We start from the raw sequence: 20696 nt of genomic DNA, 5'->3' as shown, positions 1-20696 counted from the left end.
CTTCCAATACCGAAGCAAAGCCAGCTTAACACAACAAGACCGGGCAGCGTGTGCCTAATGGCATAACAACCTTCAGTATGGAGTGACACAAACCATCGCATCACGATTATTCGTAACATATCAAGAGTCATTTAGTAGCGTTAGTTCCTCATTGATCCTTAGTGCTAACCCTGTGTAGTTCACTAGGCATTGTTGCTTTATGGAGTTAAGTTTACTCAATGTTTATTAACTGGAAAGATTGGAACTGGTTGTTGGCATTAGGGAGTGTGTTCATTGCTTCCTTACAAGAGCGTGTTTTTGCTCAAATTACCCCGGATGCCACCTTGCCTACAAACTCCAGCGTTGTAAGGGATGGAAACATATTCAATATTACTGGAGGAACAAAAGCAGGAAGTAATTTGTTTCACAGTTTTGGGGAGTTTTCTGTACCTATTGGTGGCACTGCTTTGTTTAATAATACTAATGATATTCAAAATATCATTAGTCGAGTTACAGGTGGGTCAGTTTCTAATATTAATGGGTTAATTGATGCTAATACTACCGCTAATTTGTTTTTGATAAATCCAAATGGGATTATTTTTGGCCCGCGTGCGAGGCTGGCTGTAAAAGGTTCTTTTGTTGCGACTACAGCAAATGCGATCGCTTTTGGCAATAGAGGGATTTTCAGCGCCACGAATCCGATTACTTCTCCACTGTTGACAATCAACCCTTCCGCTTTTCTATTCAATCAAATTGCTACTGCGCCAATTCAAAATAACTCAGCTAATCTAACTGTCAGAGATAATCTTAGTTTGCTGCTAGTTGGTGGCGATATAAATATGAATGGTGGTTCCCTGAAGGCTTTTGGTGGGCGAGTAGAGTTAGGAGGTTTAGCGGGAGAAGGAATAGTTGGGCTAAATATAAATGATAATAATCTAAGCTTAAATTTTCCGCCTGACCTATTGCGAGCTTCATTATCGCTTACCAAGGGCGCTGAAGTGGATGTTGCATCTGGTGGTGGTGGCAGTATTGCCGTCAATGCCCGGAATATAGATATTTGGGAGGGAAGTAGCTTACGTGCTGGCATCAAGCTATTAGCTGGGGCCGATAACGCGAAAGCTGGAGATATCACCCTCAGCGCCAAAGAAACAGTGACAGTCAAAGATAGCTCTATCTACAATGCCGTTTTTGGTTTAGGAGATGGTGGTTCCCTACGCGTGGATGCAGGAAAATTGATTATTCAAGATGGAATAGTAGCGACTGCTACTATTTCTAGTGGTAGCGCTGGGGATCTGGTTGTGAAGGCCTCTGACTCAATAGAACTAACTGGCAGTTCCTCATCAAATGGTACAATTGACATTTTTCCGATTAATTTCTTCGGTGATTCTCCCAATTTTACTGTTCCTATAGGCTTGTTTTCTGCTTCCATTGATGTAAAGCCTCTTCTTGCCCGGAATCTTCGTAACGTTCCTCTTTTTTTAAGGGATTTACTAATTTCTTTTCTACCTACTGCAAGTGGAAAGGCCGGAAATATGACCATTGAAACTGGGCGATTAATTGTCTCTAATGGGGCAGTAGTATCGGCAGGAAATACTACCACGGGGCAAGGCGGAAATTTATTCGTAAACGCGAAAGACTTTATAGAACTAAGTGGCACCTCAGCTAATGATGCTCCCCCAGGACTAGGACTGTTCACCATAGGCGGTAGAGTTCCCAGTGGATTGCGTAATGAAACTAGAGGTTTGGGACAAGGAGGCGACTTGACTATTGATACTGAAAGATTGATTGTCCGTGATGGGGCCTGGGTGACAACAGGTACTGTTGGAGAGAAGCCAGGAGGAAAATTAACTGTCAATGCTTCGGAGTTAGTAGAAATAAGAGGCACCGCCAGAGTCAATAATGTTTCTAGCGTCTTAGCTAGCGGAACACAGGGGTCTGGAAAATCGGGCGACATGGTTATTACTACTAAAAAGTTAATTGTCAGCAATGGGGGAATCATATCATCGGGTACTTCTAGCTTGGGAAAAGGGGGAGATTTGACTATCAACGCCTCCGAATCCGTAGAACTTATAGGCACCTCAAAGCAAGGGGTGTCCGCCGATGTCTTAAGGGAACTGATTGGAATTACTGGAGGCTTAGTCTCTAACGTCGTAAAGGAGCGTCCGTTTCCTAGCGGTATAATTACAGGGACTACAGGTCAAGGAAATGCTGGAAACTTGACAATTAAGACTGGACAATTATTTATTCAAGATGGGGCACAAGCATCAGTTTCAACAACCAGTATAAAGAAAGGGAATGCGGGTTCCTTGACTGTTAATGCCACTTCTATAAAACTGAGTGGAACTTCACTTGAAGGCTCCAACCGCAACGATGTTGTGGGTCGGAGCCTGTTGACGACTGCTACCAGCAAAGACTCAACAGGAAAAGGCGGCGATATTAATTTGTACACCAACTCCTTAGAAATCATCAATGGTGCTGCACTGACAGCTAGTACTTCTGGGCAAGGAGATGCAGGTAAAATAACTGTCAATGCTACTGATAAAGTAATAATTAGTGGTAGTGACTTTAGTTATAATGACCTAGTTAATAACTTTACTGATAAGGTAGAAAATATCGGCGCTAGCAGTGGCTTATTTGTCAGTTCTACTGGTTCAGGAACCACAGGCGACATCGAAATCAACTCACCTAAAATTACTTTAGACAACCAAGGTAAACTCAACGCCGAATCTGCATCCGGTAACGGTGGTAACATCAACCTCAACAGTGACTTACTGTTACTCCGTCGCAACAGTCAAATCTCCACCAACGCAGGTACAGACAAATTAGGTGGCAATGGCGGTAACATCATTATCAATAACCTCCCAAATTACCGAGGCTTTATCGTCGCCGTCCCCAACGAAAATAGCGATATCACTGCCAACGCCTTTGAGGGTAGCGGCGGGAAAGTTATTATAAATTCTGCTGGGATCTTTGGGCTACAGCCGCGCAGTCGGCAAGAGCTTGAGCAGCAGTTGCAAACAACCGACCCGAACAAGCTAAATCCTAGTCAGTTACCAACAAGTGACATCACTGCCATCTCCCAAAGCAAGCCTTCCTTAAATGGTGAGATAAATCTCAACACACCTGATACTGACCCTAGTCGTGGCTTAATTCAACTACCCTCTAACCTCGTCGATGCATCCCAACAAATCGCTCAAGGCTGCACTCCCAGAGCAAGACAAACCGCCAGTCGTTTTATTGCCACAGGACGCGGTGGATTACCCCTTAGCCCCAACGAGCCTCTGCGGGGACGAGCAGTAATTACTGATTGGGTAGATTTGCCCCCACAAGCAACACAGAGAGTTACGGATAAATTATCTACATCTGTTACTAAATCTACTAATCAGATTGTGGAGGCTCAAGGATGGATTGTTGATGGTAAAGGTGATGTTATTCTTGTGGCTCAATATGCACAAAGTTCTTCTATTCCCTCTGCTATGTCCTGTAGTCGATGATTCATTATCCCAAAAGTAGGGGAAAGAATTCTTATGAAACCCAACAGTTATAAAAGTAATAAGTGGCGAAGAATGTGTAACGGATGCTTTGAATCCACATTGCGCACCCCAACTGTCACAGATCAACAAAATGTAAACAAAATAGTGTAAGAAAACTAATAAGAACGAATATTTAAATTGAAGCTAAGGGAGAAAAAGGAGGTTACAGTACGAAACCTGTAAAATTTAACTCTAATCGCTTTAGTTAACTTTACGTTACATACTTGTAAATTTTCCCGCCCACTTACTTGTATATATCCTGTCCGGTTAATCAACCTTCCTTCAAAAATGTTCCTAGTCAGGATTTCAGTCCTGATTTTGTATCGCGTAGCGTCTTGTAAAAAGGACTAAAGTCCTCTCTAAAAGCCGAAGTTTCCATTATGGGTACTTATGATGACGCACTTCAATCACAGTGTGTACATTGCCGCGAGGCGTAAAATCTGCTTTTACCGTGACTTCCAACGGATCGCAAGCAGCCACAAAATCATCTAAAATTTGATTGGCAGATTCTTCGTGGGAAATGTAGCGATCGCGGTAACTATTAATATAAAGTTTGAGTGCCTTCAATTCCACTACCCGTTCATCAGGCACATAGCTAACATAAATTGTCGCAAAGTCAGGATAACCGGAAAACGGACATTTACAAGTAAATTCCGGCAAAGTAATGTTAATGTCATATCGCCTCCCCACACGCGGATTCGGAAAGGTAATTAGTTTGCCTTCGGCAATATCGCGTTCGCCATACTTAATTTCTTGGTTTGCCTGGGATGCACTTTCTGGTAATTTATTGGTTGTCATTTGTCAGTTGTTAGTTTTTAGTTGTAATTTTAATTTGTAATTTCCTTCCCCTGCCCCTCTGCCCTCAATACTCTTCCTTCTCCCAGTCTGGACAATTCTCATCTTCACAACCGTGGGGATGCATGGCACAAACTAATAAATTACCACCATAAACTTGACCGTGGTAATGACTACAACCGATACAGGCAGGATTTTTTTCAGATGTGGGTTCAACTGAATAAGGAAAACCCGGATCGACATCTGCTACCATGTCTTCCAGTTCCCAGTAAGCTTCTAACATCGGTTCAGCCAAATCCTGTAGATACTGATCGACTTCAGTAACAATATTATTATGTACTTGCTCGGTGACTTCTTCCGTTAGCTCAAAAAATGCGTCTACCACTTCACTCATTCCCAGGAAGAAGCGCTCTACTTCATCAGCCACTGTTTCGACGATTTCTACTAAATCTTTTTGCCACTGTTCCATAAACTTGACACCTTTGCAGGCTATAAACAGGACGCTTTGTGTTATCTGGCTTGAAGCACTAAGATACACACTAGGCAATGTATCTTATCAAGTTTTTATCCGAAGTGTCATGTCAAAATGCCACTTTTTACTTATATGTCGATCAAAGAATGTTTTTTATCGATCGCGTTGCAATCGTTTTAACTCGTCTTGCAGTTTTAGCACTTCATCGCGCAATTTATCTACATTCTCATCATTTGACGCCTCTTTGACCGTTGGCTCTTCATCTTCCTCTAAAATTTCGATGCGCCGAGGTTGAGAAGGGGGCGTTTCTGGTGAGGTTTCAACAGATGGTTGGGCTTGTTGGGCTTGCTTCATCATGTCCTCAACGAAGCGGCGGGCTTCTTCTGTGTTCATTTCGCCCTTTGCCACCATTTCATCTGCCAGTTTTTGGACTTGCGATCGCACTTCGGCTAATTTTCCCCCTGCTTTCTCACCCGCGTAAGAAGCTAATCCAACACCGAGGTAAAAAGCTTTTTGAACAATATCTCCAAAACCAGGCATGGTTGCTGACCGCTCCTAAAAATAGGGCGACCCGGAGACTACGCCTACCACAAGCCTCCCGTGTTGCTGCTACCTTCCGGTTCTGACAAGATTTGGGTGTTGCGATCGCATAGATCCAGGTCTTATATAAACATAACATGAAAATTCAGTAAGTGTGTGTCATTCCATAACAATTCGCCATTCATAAAGCTGATAGTTGACGCAGCCGTGTTTTACCAAGGGGTCATCAGCTACAATCGCTTCTGCTTCCTCCTTTGAGGCAGCCTCAAACAGTAACATTCCGCCTCTTTGCTCCACCCAATAGCCTGTTCGCGCTTTGTGTCCTTTAGTAATCAATTCCCGAATGTAGGCTTTGTGAGCAGGTACATATTGGTCAAAGGTAGGTTTATCGACTTTCCCTTCTTCAATTTTTACAAACCACGGCATTGGTTTCTTAACTCCAGTTACAACAGACAGCCTACGTAAAGTACCCAGTGCTGATTCAGAGTATCAAATACAATAAATCTTAAGTGAAGTGCGTTATAGCTTTAGCCTAACGCACTGCTATATCTGTAATATCCTTTGAGCGTTTGCCGTTCAATACTCAACAGCAATGATTTCATAATCCAAAATCTAAAATCCAAAATCTAAAATTGAATGAGCCGTTTTTTTGTCGCCCTCCTACCACCGCAAGATATTCAAGACTACGCCAACGAGATTAAGCAGTACTTTGTAGAACGCTATGCTAGTAGCGGGGCGCTAAAGTCTCCGCCTCATATTACCCTGCAACCACCCTTTGAATGGGCAGATGCTAACTTGCCACTGTTAGAAGCATCCTTGAAGGAGTTTGCCAGTGAACAACAGCCAGTAGCAATTACACTTAAAGGGTTTGATGCCTTTGCACCTCGTGTCATATACATTAATGTCGTCAGAAGTCAAGAGCTTTTAACTTTGCAAGCTGATTTAATGGCTTATACAGAAAGCAACTTGCAAATTGTTGACAAGGTTTCTAAAACCCGCCCTTTTGCACCCCATTTAACGGTTGCATTTCGGGATTTAACAAAGCAGAATTTTAAAGCTGCTTGGCCAGAATTTGAAAATCGTCAGTTGCATTTTGAGTTTACTGCTGACAAATTAACCTTGCTGCTTCACGACGGGAAGCGCTGGAATATTAAACGAGAGTTTGCTTTTTTCTCTGGTAGTAATTGAGCTTGTAACCGATAATTCAGCCATTGCAAGTATTTTCTCAATGCCGATGTGGGTAGAATTTGGGATTCTAATTTATCGAATAGGTAATTCAATCACAAACTCGGTACCCTCGCCTTGTGTTGAATGGCAATTTAGCTTACCGTGATGATTGTTAACTACAATTTGGTGAGCAATAGATAAACCTAGTCCTGTTCCTTTACCGATAACTTTTGTAGTGTAGAAAGCATCGAATATCTTTGCCCGATTTGCTTCGCTGATTCCTGAACCATTGTCTGCAATTCTGAGAATAACTCGCTCTCCAATTGCTTCAGTTTTAATCCAAATCACCCCAATATGTCGAAAATTTTCATCAAAATATTGATTTTTTTGGATTTCTTCAATTGCATCAATCCCATTACTAATCAAATTCATAAAAACCTGATTTAGTTCGCCTAGATAGCACTCAACAAGTGGTAACTCTCCATATTCTTTGATTAATTTAATTGCTGGACGATGAGCATTTGCTTTAAGTCGATGTCCAAGAATGAGTAGCGTAGTTTCTAAACCTTCATGCAGGTTAGCCAGTTTTTTACCTGCTTCTCCATGTCGAGAGAACTTATTCAACGATGACACAATTTCTGTAACGCGATCTGTACCCAGTTGCATAGATTGAATAATTTTGGATAAATCATTTAACAAATAATTGATATCTTTTGTTTTAATAGCATTTTGAATTTCATCTGGGGGATCGGGTAGATACTTCTGATATAGTTCGAGTAAATTAACAACCTCTTGGAAATACTCTTCAATAAAATTCAAGTTGCCAGCGATAAAATTGATGGGATTATTTACTTCATGGGCAATTCCTGCTGTCATTTGACCCAAGGTTGCGACCTTTTCTGCTTGAATAAGTTGGGTTTGAATCTGTTGTAATTCGGCGTTTTTGTCAATCAAGGTTTTCGTCAATTTTTTCAGCTTCAGTTGATGCTCTATTCGCACCAAGACTTCTTCATACTGAAAAGGTTTAGTAATGTAATCTACGGCTCCTAATCGCAATCCTTTAACTTTATCAGCAGTATCTGAAAGAGCAGTCATAAAAATGATCGGAATATCGCGGACACGAGGATTGCTTTCACTTTTGAGGTATTTACAAGTTTCAAACCCATCGATACCCGGCATCATAATATCAAGCAAGATTAAATCAGGCAAATTATCATTGTCTAATCTCTGAATGGCTTTTTCACCACTGCGAGCTGCCCAAACTTCAAAGCTAGACTGATCTAAAAAGCTCGATAACACTTGTAAGTTGGCAGGGTTATCGTCCACGACTAAAATAATTCCTCTGCTAGGATCGCTATTTAGGGAATTTTTTTGATCGCCTATAGTTACTGTCATAATATTTCTATCCTATATTGATTCACGTTGCTTCTTTGCAAAACGTTAAAGGAAAATACTCCCAATTCAAAATTAACGCATTACAATCCCCATAAATAAATTTAGGGAAATTAATCCTTTGAGTTTTCGCTCAAAAAGTTAAGGATTAAATCTTCGTCAAACTGCCTCGCTAGCTGCCGCAATTGGTTAGCAAAGGGAGTGAATTTTGCGTCTGTTTCCTCTAGTTTATCTACCCATTTTAAAATGTCATTGAAGTTACCTTTACTGGCTAAATTCATCAGTTCCCGCAAGACATCGGGGGAAGGGGGAATCAATTTATCTGGTGAACTATCAAGTGTTGTAGGCGAAGAACTAATTTTTTGTTCCTCAGACTGCTGGAAAATCCATGTCAAACCTAAATTGCACTCTAATTGATGCAGTAATTCATCTGCCTGTACGGGTTTGCTCAAAAAGGTGTCACCTCCTGCTTGCAGACTGCGATGTTGGTCGGCTTCAAAGACACTAGCAGAAGAGACGATAATCTTGACATCGTGGATATCTGGGGTATGACGCAGGTGTTTAATCAATTCAAACCCATCCATTTCTGGCATTAACAAATCTGTAATCACCAAGTCTGGTTTCAGGGCGATCGCTTTTTCTAAACCCTCTTTACCGTTGCTGGCTTCAACCACACTGAAACCCAATGGTTGCAATAAGTTTGTAATTACTGTGCGATTCTCCCAGCGATCGTCCACCATCAAGATGGTGCGGGGACTACCTGCAAAGCCAATGATTTGTCCCTTGGATACAGCCATCGCAGACTGTACCCATTCGCTGGCTTTGGCGATCGCAATTTCAAACCAGAAAGTACTACCCTGACCAATCTCACTTTTAACCTGGATATCGCTACCCATCATCTGCACCAACTGCCGAGTAATAGCTAAACCCAGCCCTGTCCCTTCTATCTGATGCTTTTTCTCACCTACTTGTTCAAATGGCAAAAAAATGTTGCCCAATTGAGTTGGAGTTATGCCAATTCCTGTATCTTTTACACTAAAGTTAATCCGATATTTCTCTGTCTGCCCATCAGCAGGAAGTCGATCGATGATCTCAACCTCGAAGCTAACCTTACCCTCATCGGTAAATTTAATCGCATTTCCCAGCAGATTCAAGAGAACCTGACGTAACCTTTTGACATCGACATGAACTCCTGTGGGTAAGTTGCTTGCGGGTTCATAGACAAACAAAATGCCTTTTTGTTCTGCCCGAATCTGACAAATTTCTACAATACCCTGTAAAAAAGACGGAAAATGCACATCTTGAGGATTCAGTTCTAGTTTTCGCGCTTCAATTTTGGAAAGATCCAAAATGTCATTAATTAAAGTCAGTAGATGAGAGCCACACTGTTCAATGATGTTTAGATGATATTGCTCTGACTCTGGCAAACCTTTAGAACGCAGCAAAATTTGAGCGCAACCTAAAATACCATTCAAGGGCGTTCGCAGTTCATGGCTCATGTTGGCTAAAAATTCGCTCTTAGCCCGGTTTGCAGTATCAGCCGCTGCTTTAGATTTTTTCAGTTGAGCTTGTTCAAAGGCTTGTACCTGCCACAAGACAGCGATCGTTGTCACTGTCAATCCGGCCACAACTAAGGCGATCAGATCGAGGAATTGTAGCCGAGATTCAATATTTTGGCGCGGAATTACCAAAGCCACAGACCAATTAGCTTCTCGCAACGGCACATAAGCAACATACTTTTTAGTGCCGTCAATTTCCATCAACTGAATTCCCTGTTGTTTTTTTACCATCTGCTGCGCGATCGCATTTAAATTGCGATCTGGAATTTTCAGCAGGCTAGGTGCAGGTTTTTCTACCGTTGACATTAAGGTTGAGTTGGGATGGACGATCGCTTCTCCCTGGGAATTCAGGGCGAATGCATAGCTGTTCTTGCCGTAGCGCAACGAATTGACCACCTTAGCAATGCGATCGACTTTAACATTGCCGTGGAAAACCCCAATCGGTGAACGATTGGTAGGAGAATCAGACCAGATTGGAGTGGCGATCGCAATTAAAGGAATACCTGTGGAACGGCTGATAAAGGGATCGGAAATGTTGCTTTTTCCCGCTAATGCTTTTTGAAAGTAGCCTCGATCTTTAATATTCTTATTCGATCGACCAACCTTAGTATTAAAATACGAACCATCCGGGGTAACTATTTGGAAAAAGAAAAATTCATCGATCCGCTCAACTTCTGACTTTAAATAAGGTTCTGCTAAAGACCAGTCTAAGGAGCGTACAGTTGAAGTCTGAGCAAGGGTTTGCACCTCCACTTTGCGAACATGTAACCACTCCTCAATTTCATCAACCCCTCTCTGTACCTCTAAAAAAGCTTTTCCTCTCAAGTCTTGTAGCGTTATTTTCCGAGCAGCTTGATAGCTAAAATAAGCAGAAATACTCACAATAAGAGTAGTGCCGCCAAGAATAAATCGAATCGGTAAATTCCGTGAGGAATATATTTTGGGAGCAGATGGGCTGGAGTTGCCTTTGATCACAGGATTTACCCTCTTAAACAATGGGTTTGATAAACAAAAAAAAGGGCTATATTTAGATTGCCCAAAAAATTATTAATAATCGCAGCTATGATTGTTACCCATAGCTGCGATCGTCAATACCCTAAACTTTGCTAACCATCCTTTAAAGACCTGTATTGCAAAGTACGTATAGGCTTACATCGAGTAAGTTCAAAAAATACATTTTATAGAAAATATAATAATCAACTTTACCGCTATATTTTTCTTAAAAAATTAGATAATATTACTGACACTGAAGTTTCCTAAAATGGTCAATTATTATCTATTTAAAATTAAAAATTCTGGATTATTTGGTAATATCAACTAAATTTAGCTGAAAGCCGGTAGTCGTAATCTCGATGACAGTGGTAGCGATTAAATAACTGCCAACCTATGCAAAATTAATGTGAAAGAGGTTATCAAATCTCATTAACAAGCTACAGTATATACCTATATCATAAGAACGAATTAGTTCAGGAGGCAGGAGGTCATTCGCGCAGCGTGTCGTAGACAAGGCAGGAGGCAGGAGGAACCTACGTTTAAAAACGTGGGATTGAAGTAAGGAGCGCCACTTGCTTTATGTCGGGGAACCCGCCCAGCACAGTGGCTTCGCAAAATAGCGCACTTCGTGCCGCTACGCTAACGCCCTGCGTGTCTCCGTATAATTATTTTTATGAACTGAGCAATAACCCTGAAATTTTAGTTTTAATTGATACTCTTAACCTCCTGCCTCCTGCCTTTTTTTTGTAATATTTGCCTTTTGACTAATGACTCAAGTAGATATTCTGATCCTTTCAAATGGCCCAGGTGAAGTAACAACCTGGGTACGTCCAGTAGTAAAGGCGTTGCGGCAAGAATTAGGGGATGACCGTTCTTTAGTGAGGATTTCTGTGATATTATCGCCTTGCTCAAATGCCAGTGGTAAAGAAGCTGCGATCGCTCTTTCTTTCCCCGAAGTAGATAGAGTTCAGGGAGCAGAACATTTTTGGCAATTTTTGCTTTGGGGTAAAACATTTGAAAATTGGGATTGGAGAAGTCGCGGTGTCATCGTTTTTTTGGGCGGCGATCAAATTTTTCCAGTGATTATAGGCAAAAAGCTTGGATATCGCACAGTTGTTTACGCCGAATGGGAAGCCAGATGGCATAACTGGATTAATCGCTTTGGCGTGATGAAGCCCGAAGTGGCAGCCAAAGTCCCAGCAAAATATGCTCACAAATTCACTGTTGTCGGTGATTTGATGCTAGAAGCACAAGAACAAGTCAGCACTTCCTACTCCCGTTCGGCTACGCTCACGGCAAGCCTACTCCATACCCCCGACTCCGCAATCATTGGTTTACTCCCTGGTTCAAAAGCAGCAAAATTAGCCCAAGGAGTACCATTATCTTTAGCTATTGCCGAATACGTTCATGCAAAAAGACCGCAAACCAGATTTGTAATTCCTCTAGCGCCAACTTTGGATTTACAAACTTTAGCTAGTTTTGCCGATCCCCAAAAGAACTCTATTGCTGAAAGCTTTGGCTTTGGCGGTGCTTCCTTAATTATCCCAGAGGATGCTAAAGGCAAAGCATTGCTCAAAACAGCAAAGGGCTTAACTGTGGAACTGTGGCAAGAAAACCCTGCATATCACTTATTATCCCAGTGCTGTATCTGCTTGACTACCGTGGGGGCAAACACTGCCGAACTCGGTGCTTTAGGAGTGCCAATGATTGTTTTACTACCAACGCAGCAACTTGATGCCATGCGTTCTTGGGATGGTTTACCTGGATTGTTAGCAAATCTGCCAGTAGTCGGTACACCCTTTGCTAAGGTGATTAATTGGTCATTTCTGAGATTTGTGAGACACAAAGGTTTATTAGCATGGCCAAATATCTGGGCACAGCAAGAGATAGTCCCAGAAATTATGGGTAAAATTCAACCGCAAGAAGTTGGGGAAATGGTTTTAGACTTTTTGACGAATCCAGAAAAATTGGATGATATGCGTGCCAAACTCCGTAATATTCGCGGTGAAAGCGGTGCAGCCCAGAAGATAGCACAGATTGTTGGCGAGGAAATTGGGAAGTAGGGAAAGATGAGGGAGTAATCAAAGCAACATCCCCCTCATTTTCACTCTGGCTTAATCTGAAGATTCTCCATCCCTGCGCCCAAGTTCAAAAATGCCAGCACCCATACAGGCTAATATACCTGTACTAATTCCCCAACTCTCACCTAAACTAATTTCCAGACCCCAGTTACATAAAGCGCCGACGACCAAAAAAGGCACAATGCTAAACAGTGAGGCGTAGAAAGCATTTTGGGATTCTCTGGCTTTACGAGTCTTTTCAAATTCTGACTGGCTGGTATAAAGCGATCGCTCGGCAAAGTTAAACCAGCGATTGAGTTGCTCGATTACCCATTCATTGACTCTGGAAAAACCTAGATATAGCGCCAATGACCACAAACTCGCTCCAGCGATCGCGATCGTGTCTAACTCAAAACGGAAAGGTAAAATTTCAGTCAGCATTGCTTAGGTGAGTCCTGCAAAGGGTTAACTTTAGCTGTGAGTAGATGCTAAATAAACCTCTTGTGCAATTTTAAGCATAAAAGCTAACAAGATTTCAACTACTTAACAACTTCCCGCTTTTTAGCTTGAAGCAAACCTAATTTACGGATTGCTGGGTAAATTATCGGGGTCGATACCAAGAGAACGTAAATGCTGTGCAAACTTTTCTGCTTTTTCTTCTGCCGTTAAATACCGATTTCCTTGTTCGTCATACCAAGATAGAAATTCCTGACCAATTCCACCAATAACACCTTGATGTCGTCCAATTCCTAAACCAACCTCTGGCATCCAACGAGGTTCGCCAATTTGTAATTGATAATTTTTGTCTATCAATTTGTAAATTTCAAATGGTTGGTGTCGATCGCGTTGCCAATATTCGGGGTTGTAAATAATGTAGTAAAGTACGCCAAGTTTCCGATAAATTTCTAACTTTTCGTCGTATTCACTTCCTGGGGAATGGGATACCATCTCCAATGTTAGTATCGGTACTACCTCATTTTCTTCCCAGACAGCGTAACTTCTACGCGATTTACCACCTTTTTTGCGATCGACTCCCAAACTCAGAAACCCATCTGGTACTATGGGGACTCTCGCATTAGCACCTGTCGTGTGGTAGATTGCCATGTCTACGCCGAAAAACCAATCGCTGCGGGTTGCCCAAATTGAGGTTAGCAGGAACAGTAGAATGTTGGGCAGAAAATTTTGATCCTCATTATCCACAGGTATATCGTCCGAGCAAGCTAGTTCGTCAGTGCTTGGAAGCCGAACGACTTTAAGGTTTTCTGACAGCATGACTATTACCGCGGTGGCTTCGGTTTCTTTGATTATAGGTAAATTCAACTTGCCAAGGGTGTAGGGAAGGAACGCATTCTAATAGCGTTCTCCACCCCAGCTAAAAACAACTTGCAGGCAACTTTTTTGCTTATGCAATATGTCAGCCTCTGTTTTCTCTGTAAACTATGCCAGGAACCGGACTTGAACCGGTGACACGAGGATTTTCAGTCCTCTGCTCTACCAACTGAGCTATCCCGGCTGGGGCTTTTGTGAGCCACGATTAATCAATGTAGCAAAGATAAAAGAATATAGCAAGTCTTTGGAGAAAAATAGTTATGCAGCTTTCAAACTCAACTTAAACCAGACGAAAACGGCTACAAATAGGAGAAACTGGACAAGAACAATACTTGGCCCAGAAGCAAGGTTGAAAATACCTGAGACCATGATGCCAGCAATGCTGCTAATGGAACCAACTATTACCGACATGACTAGAAAGCGGCTAAAGTGGTGACTCATCAGTTTGGCGGTGGAGGCGGGAATGACCAAAAAGGCGTTTACTAGTAAAACACCGACAGCTTTAATCGCCACAGCAACGGCGAGTGAAAGCAAGACCACAAAAGCGTAGCGGTACAATTGAACGGGAACGCCTTGAACTTGAGCTACATCAGGGTTAAGGGTCAATAAAATTTGCTGTCGCAGAGTTGATAGTAAAAATATACTACCTCCCACAAGGACTAGTAGCGTCAAAATTAAATCTGTAGTGTCGATCGCTAGAATATCCCCGAACAGTACAGCCATCAAATTGCCACGATATCCTTTAATTAGGCTCGTGAGAATTAAACCGATCGCTAATGCCCCAGATAGCACGATGCTAAGTATGCTATCGCTAGCTAAGTCGGTTTTGTCGATGAAGTAGAGGACAATAACACCAAAAACTAAAGTAAAAGGTAACAACATCAAAGTAGGATTTATTTGTAGCAGCACACCTAACGCCACACCTACCAATGCTGCATGACCAACCGCGTGGCTGAAAAATGACAACTGGCGCAAGGTGACAAAACTACCCAACATCCCGCCAAGTATTCCCATCAAGACAGCACCGACGATCGCACGCTGTATCGAGGCAAGTTGTAACAACTCTAGCAAGTCATTACTACTAGCGATCGCAAGCCAAGTTATCTGACAATCATTGAAGAAATCTATAATTACTGGCATTTTTCATTCTTTAATTACGAATTACGAATTACGAATTCTTTTAATGTTGGTGCTGGTAGCGGCTGAAACCTGGGCCGTAGGTTGCTAACAGGTTTTGCGGTGAAAGGGCAATTTCTGGCTTACCAGTACAAACAATACTTTGGTTCAGGCAAAGCACGCGATCGCAATGCCGATTTACCATATCAATATCGTGAGAAACTTGTAATACTGTCCAACCTTCCTCTCGCTTTAATTCATTTAACAAAGCGTAAAAATCTGCTGCACCTTGCACATCAACACCAGCAAAAGCTTCATCTAGTACCAAGAGTTTCCGAGGCATTACCAAACAATAAGCCAATAAAACCCGCTTCAGTTGACCGCCACTAAGAGTACCAATAGCTTGATGCTGTAAATGATAAGCATCAGTTCGCCGTAAAGCTTCTGTTACTGCTACCAATTTTTCTCGGTCTTGTCTCCACAGCTTGGAGAAAAATGAATTCTTTCTTTTCCCTTCCTTAGTCCATCCCAGTCCGACTAATTCGCTGACAGAAATAGGAAAGCTGCGGTCAAAAATAAAGTTTTGCGGCATATAGCCTAACGTGTGGCGTAAATGCCCCAATCTGGAAATTGGACGACCCAAGATTTCAATCGTCCCAGCACTTCGAGGTATCAAATCTAAAACCGCTTTTACCAGGGTACTTTTACCAGCACCATTGGGGCCAACAATGGCTGTATCTGTTGCTGGCAATAATTCAAAGGAAACATCTCGAACAGCTAGATAGCTGCCTTGATAAACAGTTAATCCTTCTACTTTCAAAATAGGAATGTCATTAGTCATTGGTCATTAGTTATTGGTCATTAGTCATTGGTCATTGGTCACTTGTACTGAGCGTAGTCGAAGTATTGGTCATTAGTCATTGGCCACTTGTTCTGAGCGTAGTAGTTGGCGTGGTAACAGAGCGTAGTCGTTCGCGCAGCGTCTCGTAGAGAAGTACAACCTCTTGTAGAGAAGTATTGGTCATTAGTCATTTGCAAATGACAAAGGACAACTGACAAATGACAAATCTATTTACACGATGTTTCCAGAGTTTGCAAATTAGCTTTCATTGCCTTGAAATAATGCTGCGGATCTGTTTCGCCAGTTTCTAGAGAATCCAGAGTACGCAAATTTAATTTCAAGTCTTTAGAGAGGCTGTTCAGCAGTTTATTATCTACTCCTGGTTCGCTAAATAAAGCTTTAACTTTGTATTTTTTCACAGCGCTGACGGCATTTTTGACATCTGTTGGTGAAAGTTGATCTTCGGGAATTTGCACCACAGCAACTTGCTTGAGGTTATAGCGTTTAGCTAAATATGGAAACGCATCATGAAAGGTAATAAAGGTGCAAGTGGGATTTTTCTGCAAAGTCTGCTGAAATTCACTGTTTAAACTTTCTAATTCTTTAATATAAGCTGTAGCATTTGCTTCGTAAGTAGCTTTGTTCGCCGGGTCGGCTGCAATTAATCCATCTCGAATATTTGTTACCTGTTGTTTTGCCAAAACTGGATCTAACCAAACGTGCGGATTACCCTGACTATGTTCGTGGTCTTTTTCATCTTGAGTCGTTTTCACAACAGGTGAAATTTCATTTAAGGGTTTAATACCAATACTTGCATCAATTTCAGTTAATTTGGGATTTTGGGCATTTTTGACGGTACCTTCCAGAAATTGCTCCAAGCCTAAACCATTTTTTACTAACACCTTAGCAGTAGCGATCGCTTTGACATTTCCTGGTGTCGCTTGGTATTCATGTACCTCCGTACCAGGTGGCACTAGAATTTCTACATCTGCCACATCCCCAGCTACTGCCTTAGTAAACAAATATATCGGCAAAAATGTCGCTACTATTTTAGTTTTTCCCAACTGTGCCTGTGGGGTAGAAGCAACTTCCTGTGCTTGCGGCGACTGTTCGGAAGTTGTTCCCTGATTTGGATTCGATTGGCTACACCCAGTAGCCATCGACAACATTAGCAGAGCAATTATGGGCAAGATGCCGCTTCTTTGCCTACCTGTTCTAATTTCTCTGCAATTCACAATCACGATATTTCTCCTCAAAACGGATGCTTGCTCTACCTCTGTCATCATCGCTATTGACAATGGGAAGTATTCTAAATTTTATATTATAATAATTCTCATTCTCATTTTAAGTACATAATATCATTCTGGGTTTGCTGTGTAATGAGTAACAACAAAACTTTTTCAGACGGTACAGCCCTCTGCAATTTAGTTTTCCCTAAATAATTAGGATTTCTTGACTTTTTTTGTTAAAAAGGTTGCTTACTTCTGATAAGATTGCTGACAAATATTGTCATAAAATACCCGTTAAAAAAAACGTGGTTTGGGTGTGAGTTGGAGATCAGTGTGAGGAGAAAAATGCAAAAATTCTGGAAATATCTGCTAGTTAGTCCAGCAGTCTGCGGTGTCATGCTATTTGTTAATACTGCTACATTTGCAGGTGAAACATCGAGTAAGTCTGAAATCAATCAACCGCAAGTTTTAGCTAATCCAGACACGAAAGATCAGAAAATGGGACAAGTTACCTCCGTGTCCCAATTTTCTGATGTACAACCCACCGACTGGGCATTTCAAGCATTGCAATCCTTGGTTGAGCGGTATGGCTGTATTGCAGGATACCCAAATAGCACTTATCGCGGTAATCGGGCATTAACGCGATATGAATTTGCTGCTGGTTTGAATGCTTGTCTCGATCGCGTTAACGAACTTATTGCTACAGCCACTGGCGATTTAGTTAACAAACAAGATTTAGCCACATTACAAAAGCTGCAAGAAGATTTTTCCGCAGAACTGGCGACACTCCGAGGTCGTGTGGATGCAGTAGAAGCGCGAACTGCTGAATTGGAGGCGAATCAGTTCTCAACTACAACTAAATTGCAAGGACAAGTTGTTGCAGTTGTTAGCGATGTGTTGTCAGGAAATACAGTCAACGGTGCAGAAATTACAGACGAGAATACAACTTTAGGGGTACGGGCACGGCTAGAATTAGTGACCAGTTTCACAGGGAAAGATACGCTGTTTACCAGAATCCAAGCTAATAATATTCTCAGCCCTAATATTGGTACGCCAGAGGGGAACTTATTTTTTACTGGCGAAGATGGTACTACTGATGCTGCGATAGATGCACTGTTTTACAGATTTCCCTTGGGCGAAAAAACAGAGGTTGTCGCTATTGCTAATGCAGGTGCAGCAGACGACCTTACCACTACTGTCAATCTCTTTGATGGTGATGGCGCTTTTGGTGCTTTGTCTACCTTTGGTACGCGTAACCCAATTTATAACCAAATAAATGGTGCGGGGTTGGGAGTAACATACGAGTTCAGCGAAAAATTGGCATTAAGTCTAGGGTATTTGAGTGGTACAGCTAATAACCCTACACTCAATAATGGTTTGTTCAATGGTTCTTATGGTGCGTTAGCACAGCTGACAGTTAAACCAAGCGATCGCATTTCTATCGGTTTAACTTACATCAATTCCTACAATCAACCACTACTCACAGGTAGCAATGCCGCCACTTTCCAGGATATAGCAGCTATCCAGGGTTTACCAGAAGATCAAGTAGGATTTTCCAGTAATTCTTACGGCGTCCAAGCATCCATTGGCATTACTGATAATATCGTCTTGGGTGGTTGGGCTGGATACACTAACAGCCAAAGCTTGAGAGGAACCCGTGGAGACGTTGATATTTGGAACTATGCTGTCACCCTCGGCTTTCCTGACCTCGGTAAAAAAGGTAACTTAGCAGGTATTATCGCTGGTATGGAGCCAAAAGTTACAAGCTCTGACATCGCAGGTTTGGATAGCGATCCTGATACATCCTATCATCTTGAGGCATTCTACCAGTATAAGCTGAGTGACAATATCACCATTACTCCTGGAGTCATCTGGTTAACATCTCCAGATCACAACGACACTAATGATGATGTTGTTATTGGTGCATTGAGAACCACATTCAGTTTCTAATTTTTTAAATCTTAAAAGAAGACGCAAAGGATAAATTTGCGTCTTCTTTTTGTGTATAGGTTTAAAAACAGAACTCAGCATTTTTGCTCAGATTGATATCTTAAAACAACGCGCGTTCGACAGTTAGGAAAGGTCAAAAAGTTTGCTAAATATGAATTTGTTTAACAGAACATCCACGCAGCCTGAAAAAAGTCGCGTTCACAAAACATCGCATAACGATAAGTTGAATGCACAACAGAGTTGGTAGCGGCATAATTGTCAACTAAATTTTCTAATTGTTGTGTTAGTGGTTGAAAATCTGCGCTGCTATAAGTACGAATCCAGTCTGCATATTGATGATCGGGAATACCGTTACAAGCCAATTTTTCTCCTAAAAAGGCATACAAACGCATACAGGGAGACATCGCCGCCGCAGTTAAACCCACATCTTTGCTCCAAGCAGTTGCTAACAAAAAATCAGTATAGCGGCGGGTGGCAGATGCGGGTTCTACAGCATACAAATTGACTCCCCACTCAGAAGCATAACTACTATGCAGCCGTAGTTCTTCTAAAACTCCACTAGCTAAATTATGAAATGTGGTGAAACCTAACCAGTCTGGTGCTTTAGCTGCGGCGATACTGTAAGCACGGGCAAAAGCTTCTAAGAAAAAAGCATCTTGCCCTACGTAGTAAGCAAATTTAGCTCGCTCAAGAGTACCATCGCCAATACCTTGAACGAAAGGATGCTCTAGGCAAGCTTGGGCTAAGTCTTGATTTGCTGCCCATAATTCGTTAGATAAAGTCATTTGTCATTTGTCACTTGTCACTTGTACTGCCCTTCCCTGCGGGACGCTACGCGAACGACTACGCTCAAAAACCGCGTTCGCGCAGCGTCTCGTAGAGAAGCCGTTGGCGCAGCCTCTCGTAGAGAAGTATTTGTCATTTGTTATTATCCCCTTTAAAAAGGGAAGAACTGGAGCAAGACTGAGCCAATACTTCCTAAAAAGTCAACGAAGCTGGGTTTACCAGTACTTACCTTCTCATTGACGGGTGTTTGTAGTTCTTTTATAAAAGTTTGGGCTGTTAAGGTTCCAGTGCTGTTGTTTTGGGATGTAAACAATTTTTCCGCAACTTGAGCATCTTGGAATGCACCTTGTCTATCTAGTATTTGGTAACGAGCGACACCACGAGCTAGATAAGCATCTGCATATTCTGGTTTAATTGCGATCGCTTGATTAAAATAACTAATTGCTTGCTGTTGGTTGCCTTTTTGCCCTTCTGCTACACCCAAAGCATAAAATTCTGCTGGTGAAGCAATTTGTGATGGTATGGCAACTGCACCTTGAAAGTTAGTCCCATTCAAGTAAGCACCAGTTAGTTCTGCATTTGCTAAATAAGTATTTCTCAAATCAGCACCCGTCAAATTTGCCCCATTAAATTTAGCTTCGCTCAGGTTAACGCCAAATAAACTCGCGCCACTTAAGTTTGCACCCCGCAAATCTGCACCGCTCAAGTTTGCGCGGCTGAGGTTAGCACCTGTGAGATTAGCACCGCTCAAATTGGCTCCAGATAAGTCAGCCATCACTAAACCTGCACTCGTCAAATCACAGTTTTGACATTGTTTGGTTGCCAATAACTGTTTAATATGTTCAGAATTTGCTGCTTGTACGGTTGTTGTCAAACTAATCGTAGTTAAAAATGCAACTGCACCCAGAAGTTGGTTTTTCATGTCTGTGTAATATTTTTTACTAAATAGCAGTAT

The 20696-nt window shown here is 41.9% G+C and carries 17 protein-coding genes, 1 tRNA gene and 1 other RNA gene; 4 read left to right on the top strand and 15 right to left on the bottom strand.

Annotation, left to right across the window (positions count from 1 at the left end; all coding sequences use genetic code 11):
- Positions 1–218 precede the first annotated feature (218 nt).
- On the top strand, positions 219–3473 hold the full coding sequence (locus AC1F2U_RS04925; protein ID WP_480260081.1) for a two-partner secretion domain-containing protein: 3255 nt from the start codon (positions 219–221) through the stop codon (positions 3471–3473).
- Positions 3474–3890: 417 nt separating this feature from the next.
- On the opposite strand, the gene queF is transcribed toward AC1F2U_RS04925, so the two are convergent.
- The 5 genes from queF to AC1F2U_RS04900 form a co-directional block, all read right to left on the bottom strand.
- A complete protein-coding gene (queF, locus tag AC1F2U_RS04920) occupies positions 3891–4310 on the bottom strand; it encodes a preQ(1) synthase (protein ID WP_480260080.1) in 420 nt (139 codons plus the stop codon).
- 64 nt (positions 4311–4374) lie between these two features.
- Entirely contained in the window at positions 4375–4776 is a 402-nt protein-coding gene (locus tag AC1F2U_RS04915; protein ID WP_334701037.1) for a hypothetical protein, read from the bottom strand.
- Between the two features lie 156 nt (positions 4777–4932).
- Entirely contained in the window at positions 4933–5319 is a 387-nt protein-coding gene (locus tag AC1F2U_RS04910) for a phasin family protein (RefSeq protein ID WP_289795595.1), read from the bottom strand.
- A gap of 25 nt (positions 5320–5344) precedes the next feature.
- Positions 5345–5441: signal recognition particle sRNA small type (gene ffs, locus AC1F2U_RS04905), an RNA gene on the bottom strand.
- A 37-nt stretch (positions 5442–5478) separates the two neighbouring features.
- Positions 5479–5745 (bottom strand): YciI family protein, encoded by a 267-nt coding sequence (locus tag AC1F2U_RS04900; protein ID WP_289795594.1) that lies wholly within the window; start codon positions 5743–5745, stop codon positions 5479–5481.
- A 210-nt stretch (positions 5746–5955) separates the two neighbouring features.
- On the opposite strand from AC1F2U_RS04900, the gene AC1F2U_RS04895 reads away from it, so the two are divergent.
- Entirely contained in the window at positions 5956–6507 is a 552-nt protein-coding gene (locus AC1F2U_RS04895) for a 2'-5' RNA ligase family protein (RefSeq protein WP_480260079.1), read from the top strand.
- A 72-nt stretch (positions 6508–6579) separates the two neighbouring features.
- On the opposite strand, the gene AC1F2U_RS04890 is transcribed toward AC1F2U_RS04895, so the two are convergent.
- Positions 6580–7881: a hybrid sensor histidine kinase/response regulator gene (locus AC1F2U_RS04890; protein ID WP_480260078.1), complete on the bottom strand. Its 1302-nt coding sequence runs from the start codon at positions 7879–7881 to the stop codon at positions 6580–6582.
- A 110-nt stretch (positions 7882–7991) separates the two neighbouring features.
- Positions 7992–10412: a hybrid sensor histidine kinase/response regulator gene (locus AC1F2U_RS04885; RefSeq protein WP_480260077.1), complete on the bottom strand. Its 2421-nt coding sequence runs from the start codon at positions 10410–10412 to the stop codon at positions 7992–7994.
- Positions 10413–11197: 785 nt separating this feature from the next.
- Here AC1F2U_RS04885 and AC1F2U_RS04880 point away from each other — a divergent pair.
- Positions 11198–12493, top strand: a complete 1296-nt coding sequence (locus tag AC1F2U_RS04880; protein ID WP_480260076.1) for a glycosyltransferase family protein — start codon at positions 11198–11200, stop codon at positions 12491–12493.
- Between the two features lie 51 nt (positions 12494–12544).
- Here AC1F2U_RS04880 and AC1F2U_RS04875 read toward each other — a convergent pair whose 3' ends face one another.
- From AC1F2U_RS04875 to AC1F2U_RS04850, 6 genes are all read right to left on the bottom strand, one after another.
- Entirely contained in the window at positions 12545–12931 is a 387-nt protein-coding gene (locus AC1F2U_RS04875; protein ID WP_094351141.1) for a hypothetical protein, read from the bottom strand.
- Positions 12932–13072: 141 nt separating this feature from the next.
- Entirely contained in the window at positions 13073–13762 is a 690-nt protein-coding gene (locus tag AC1F2U_RS04870) for a Uma2 family endonuclease (protein WP_480260182.1), read from the bottom strand.
- 168 nt (positions 13763–13930) lie between these two features.
- Positions 13931–14003, bottom strand: a tRNA-Phe gene (locus AC1F2U_RS04865).
- A gap of 74 nt (positions 14004–14077) precedes the next feature.
- Complete coding sequence (locus AC1F2U_RS04860) at positions 14078–14959, bottom strand: metal ABC transporter permease (protein ID WP_480260075.1); 882 nt, start codon at positions 14957–14959, stop codon at positions 14078–14080.
- A gap of 40 nt (positions 14960–14999) precedes the next feature.
- Positions 15000–15776 (bottom strand): metal ABC transporter ATP-binding protein, encoded by a 777-nt coding sequence (locus tag AC1F2U_RS04855; protein ID WP_480260074.1) that lies wholly within the window; start codon positions 15774–15776, stop codon positions 15000–15002.
- Between the two features lie 227 nt (positions 15777–16003).
- Positions 16004–16945, bottom strand: coding sequence for a metal ABC transporter substrate-binding protein (locus AC1F2U_RS04850; protein ID WP_480260181.1), 942 nt, complete (start codon positions 16943–16945; stop codon positions 16004–16006).
- Positions 16946–17350: 405 nt separating this feature from the next.
- Here AC1F2U_RS04850 and AC1F2U_RS04845 point away from each other — a divergent pair, with 405 nt between their 5' ends.
- A complete protein-coding gene (locus tag AC1F2U_RS04845) occupies positions 17351–18955 on the top strand; it encodes an iron uptake porin (protein ID WP_480260073.1) in 1605 nt (534 codons plus the stop codon).
- Positions 18956–19116: 161 nt separating this feature from the next.
- On the opposite strand, the gene AC1F2U_RS04840 is transcribed toward AC1F2U_RS04845, so the two are convergent.
- Entirely contained in the window at positions 19117–19740 is a 624-nt protein-coding gene (locus AC1F2U_RS04840; protein WP_480260072.1) for a TenA family protein, read from the bottom strand.
- A 152-nt stretch (positions 19741–19892) separates the two neighbouring features.
- Complete coding sequence (locus AC1F2U_RS04835) at positions 19893–20663, bottom strand: pentapeptide repeat-containing protein (RefSeq protein ID WP_334879864.1); 771 nt, start codon at positions 20661–20663, stop codon at positions 19893–19895.
- Between the last annotated feature and the right edge of the window lie 33 nt (positions 20664–20696).

The organism is Nostoc sp. LEGE 12454, from assembly GCF_056620565.1.
Note: the sequence above shows the minus strand (reverse complement) of the source record. Positions and strands in the feature narration are given on the sequence as shown.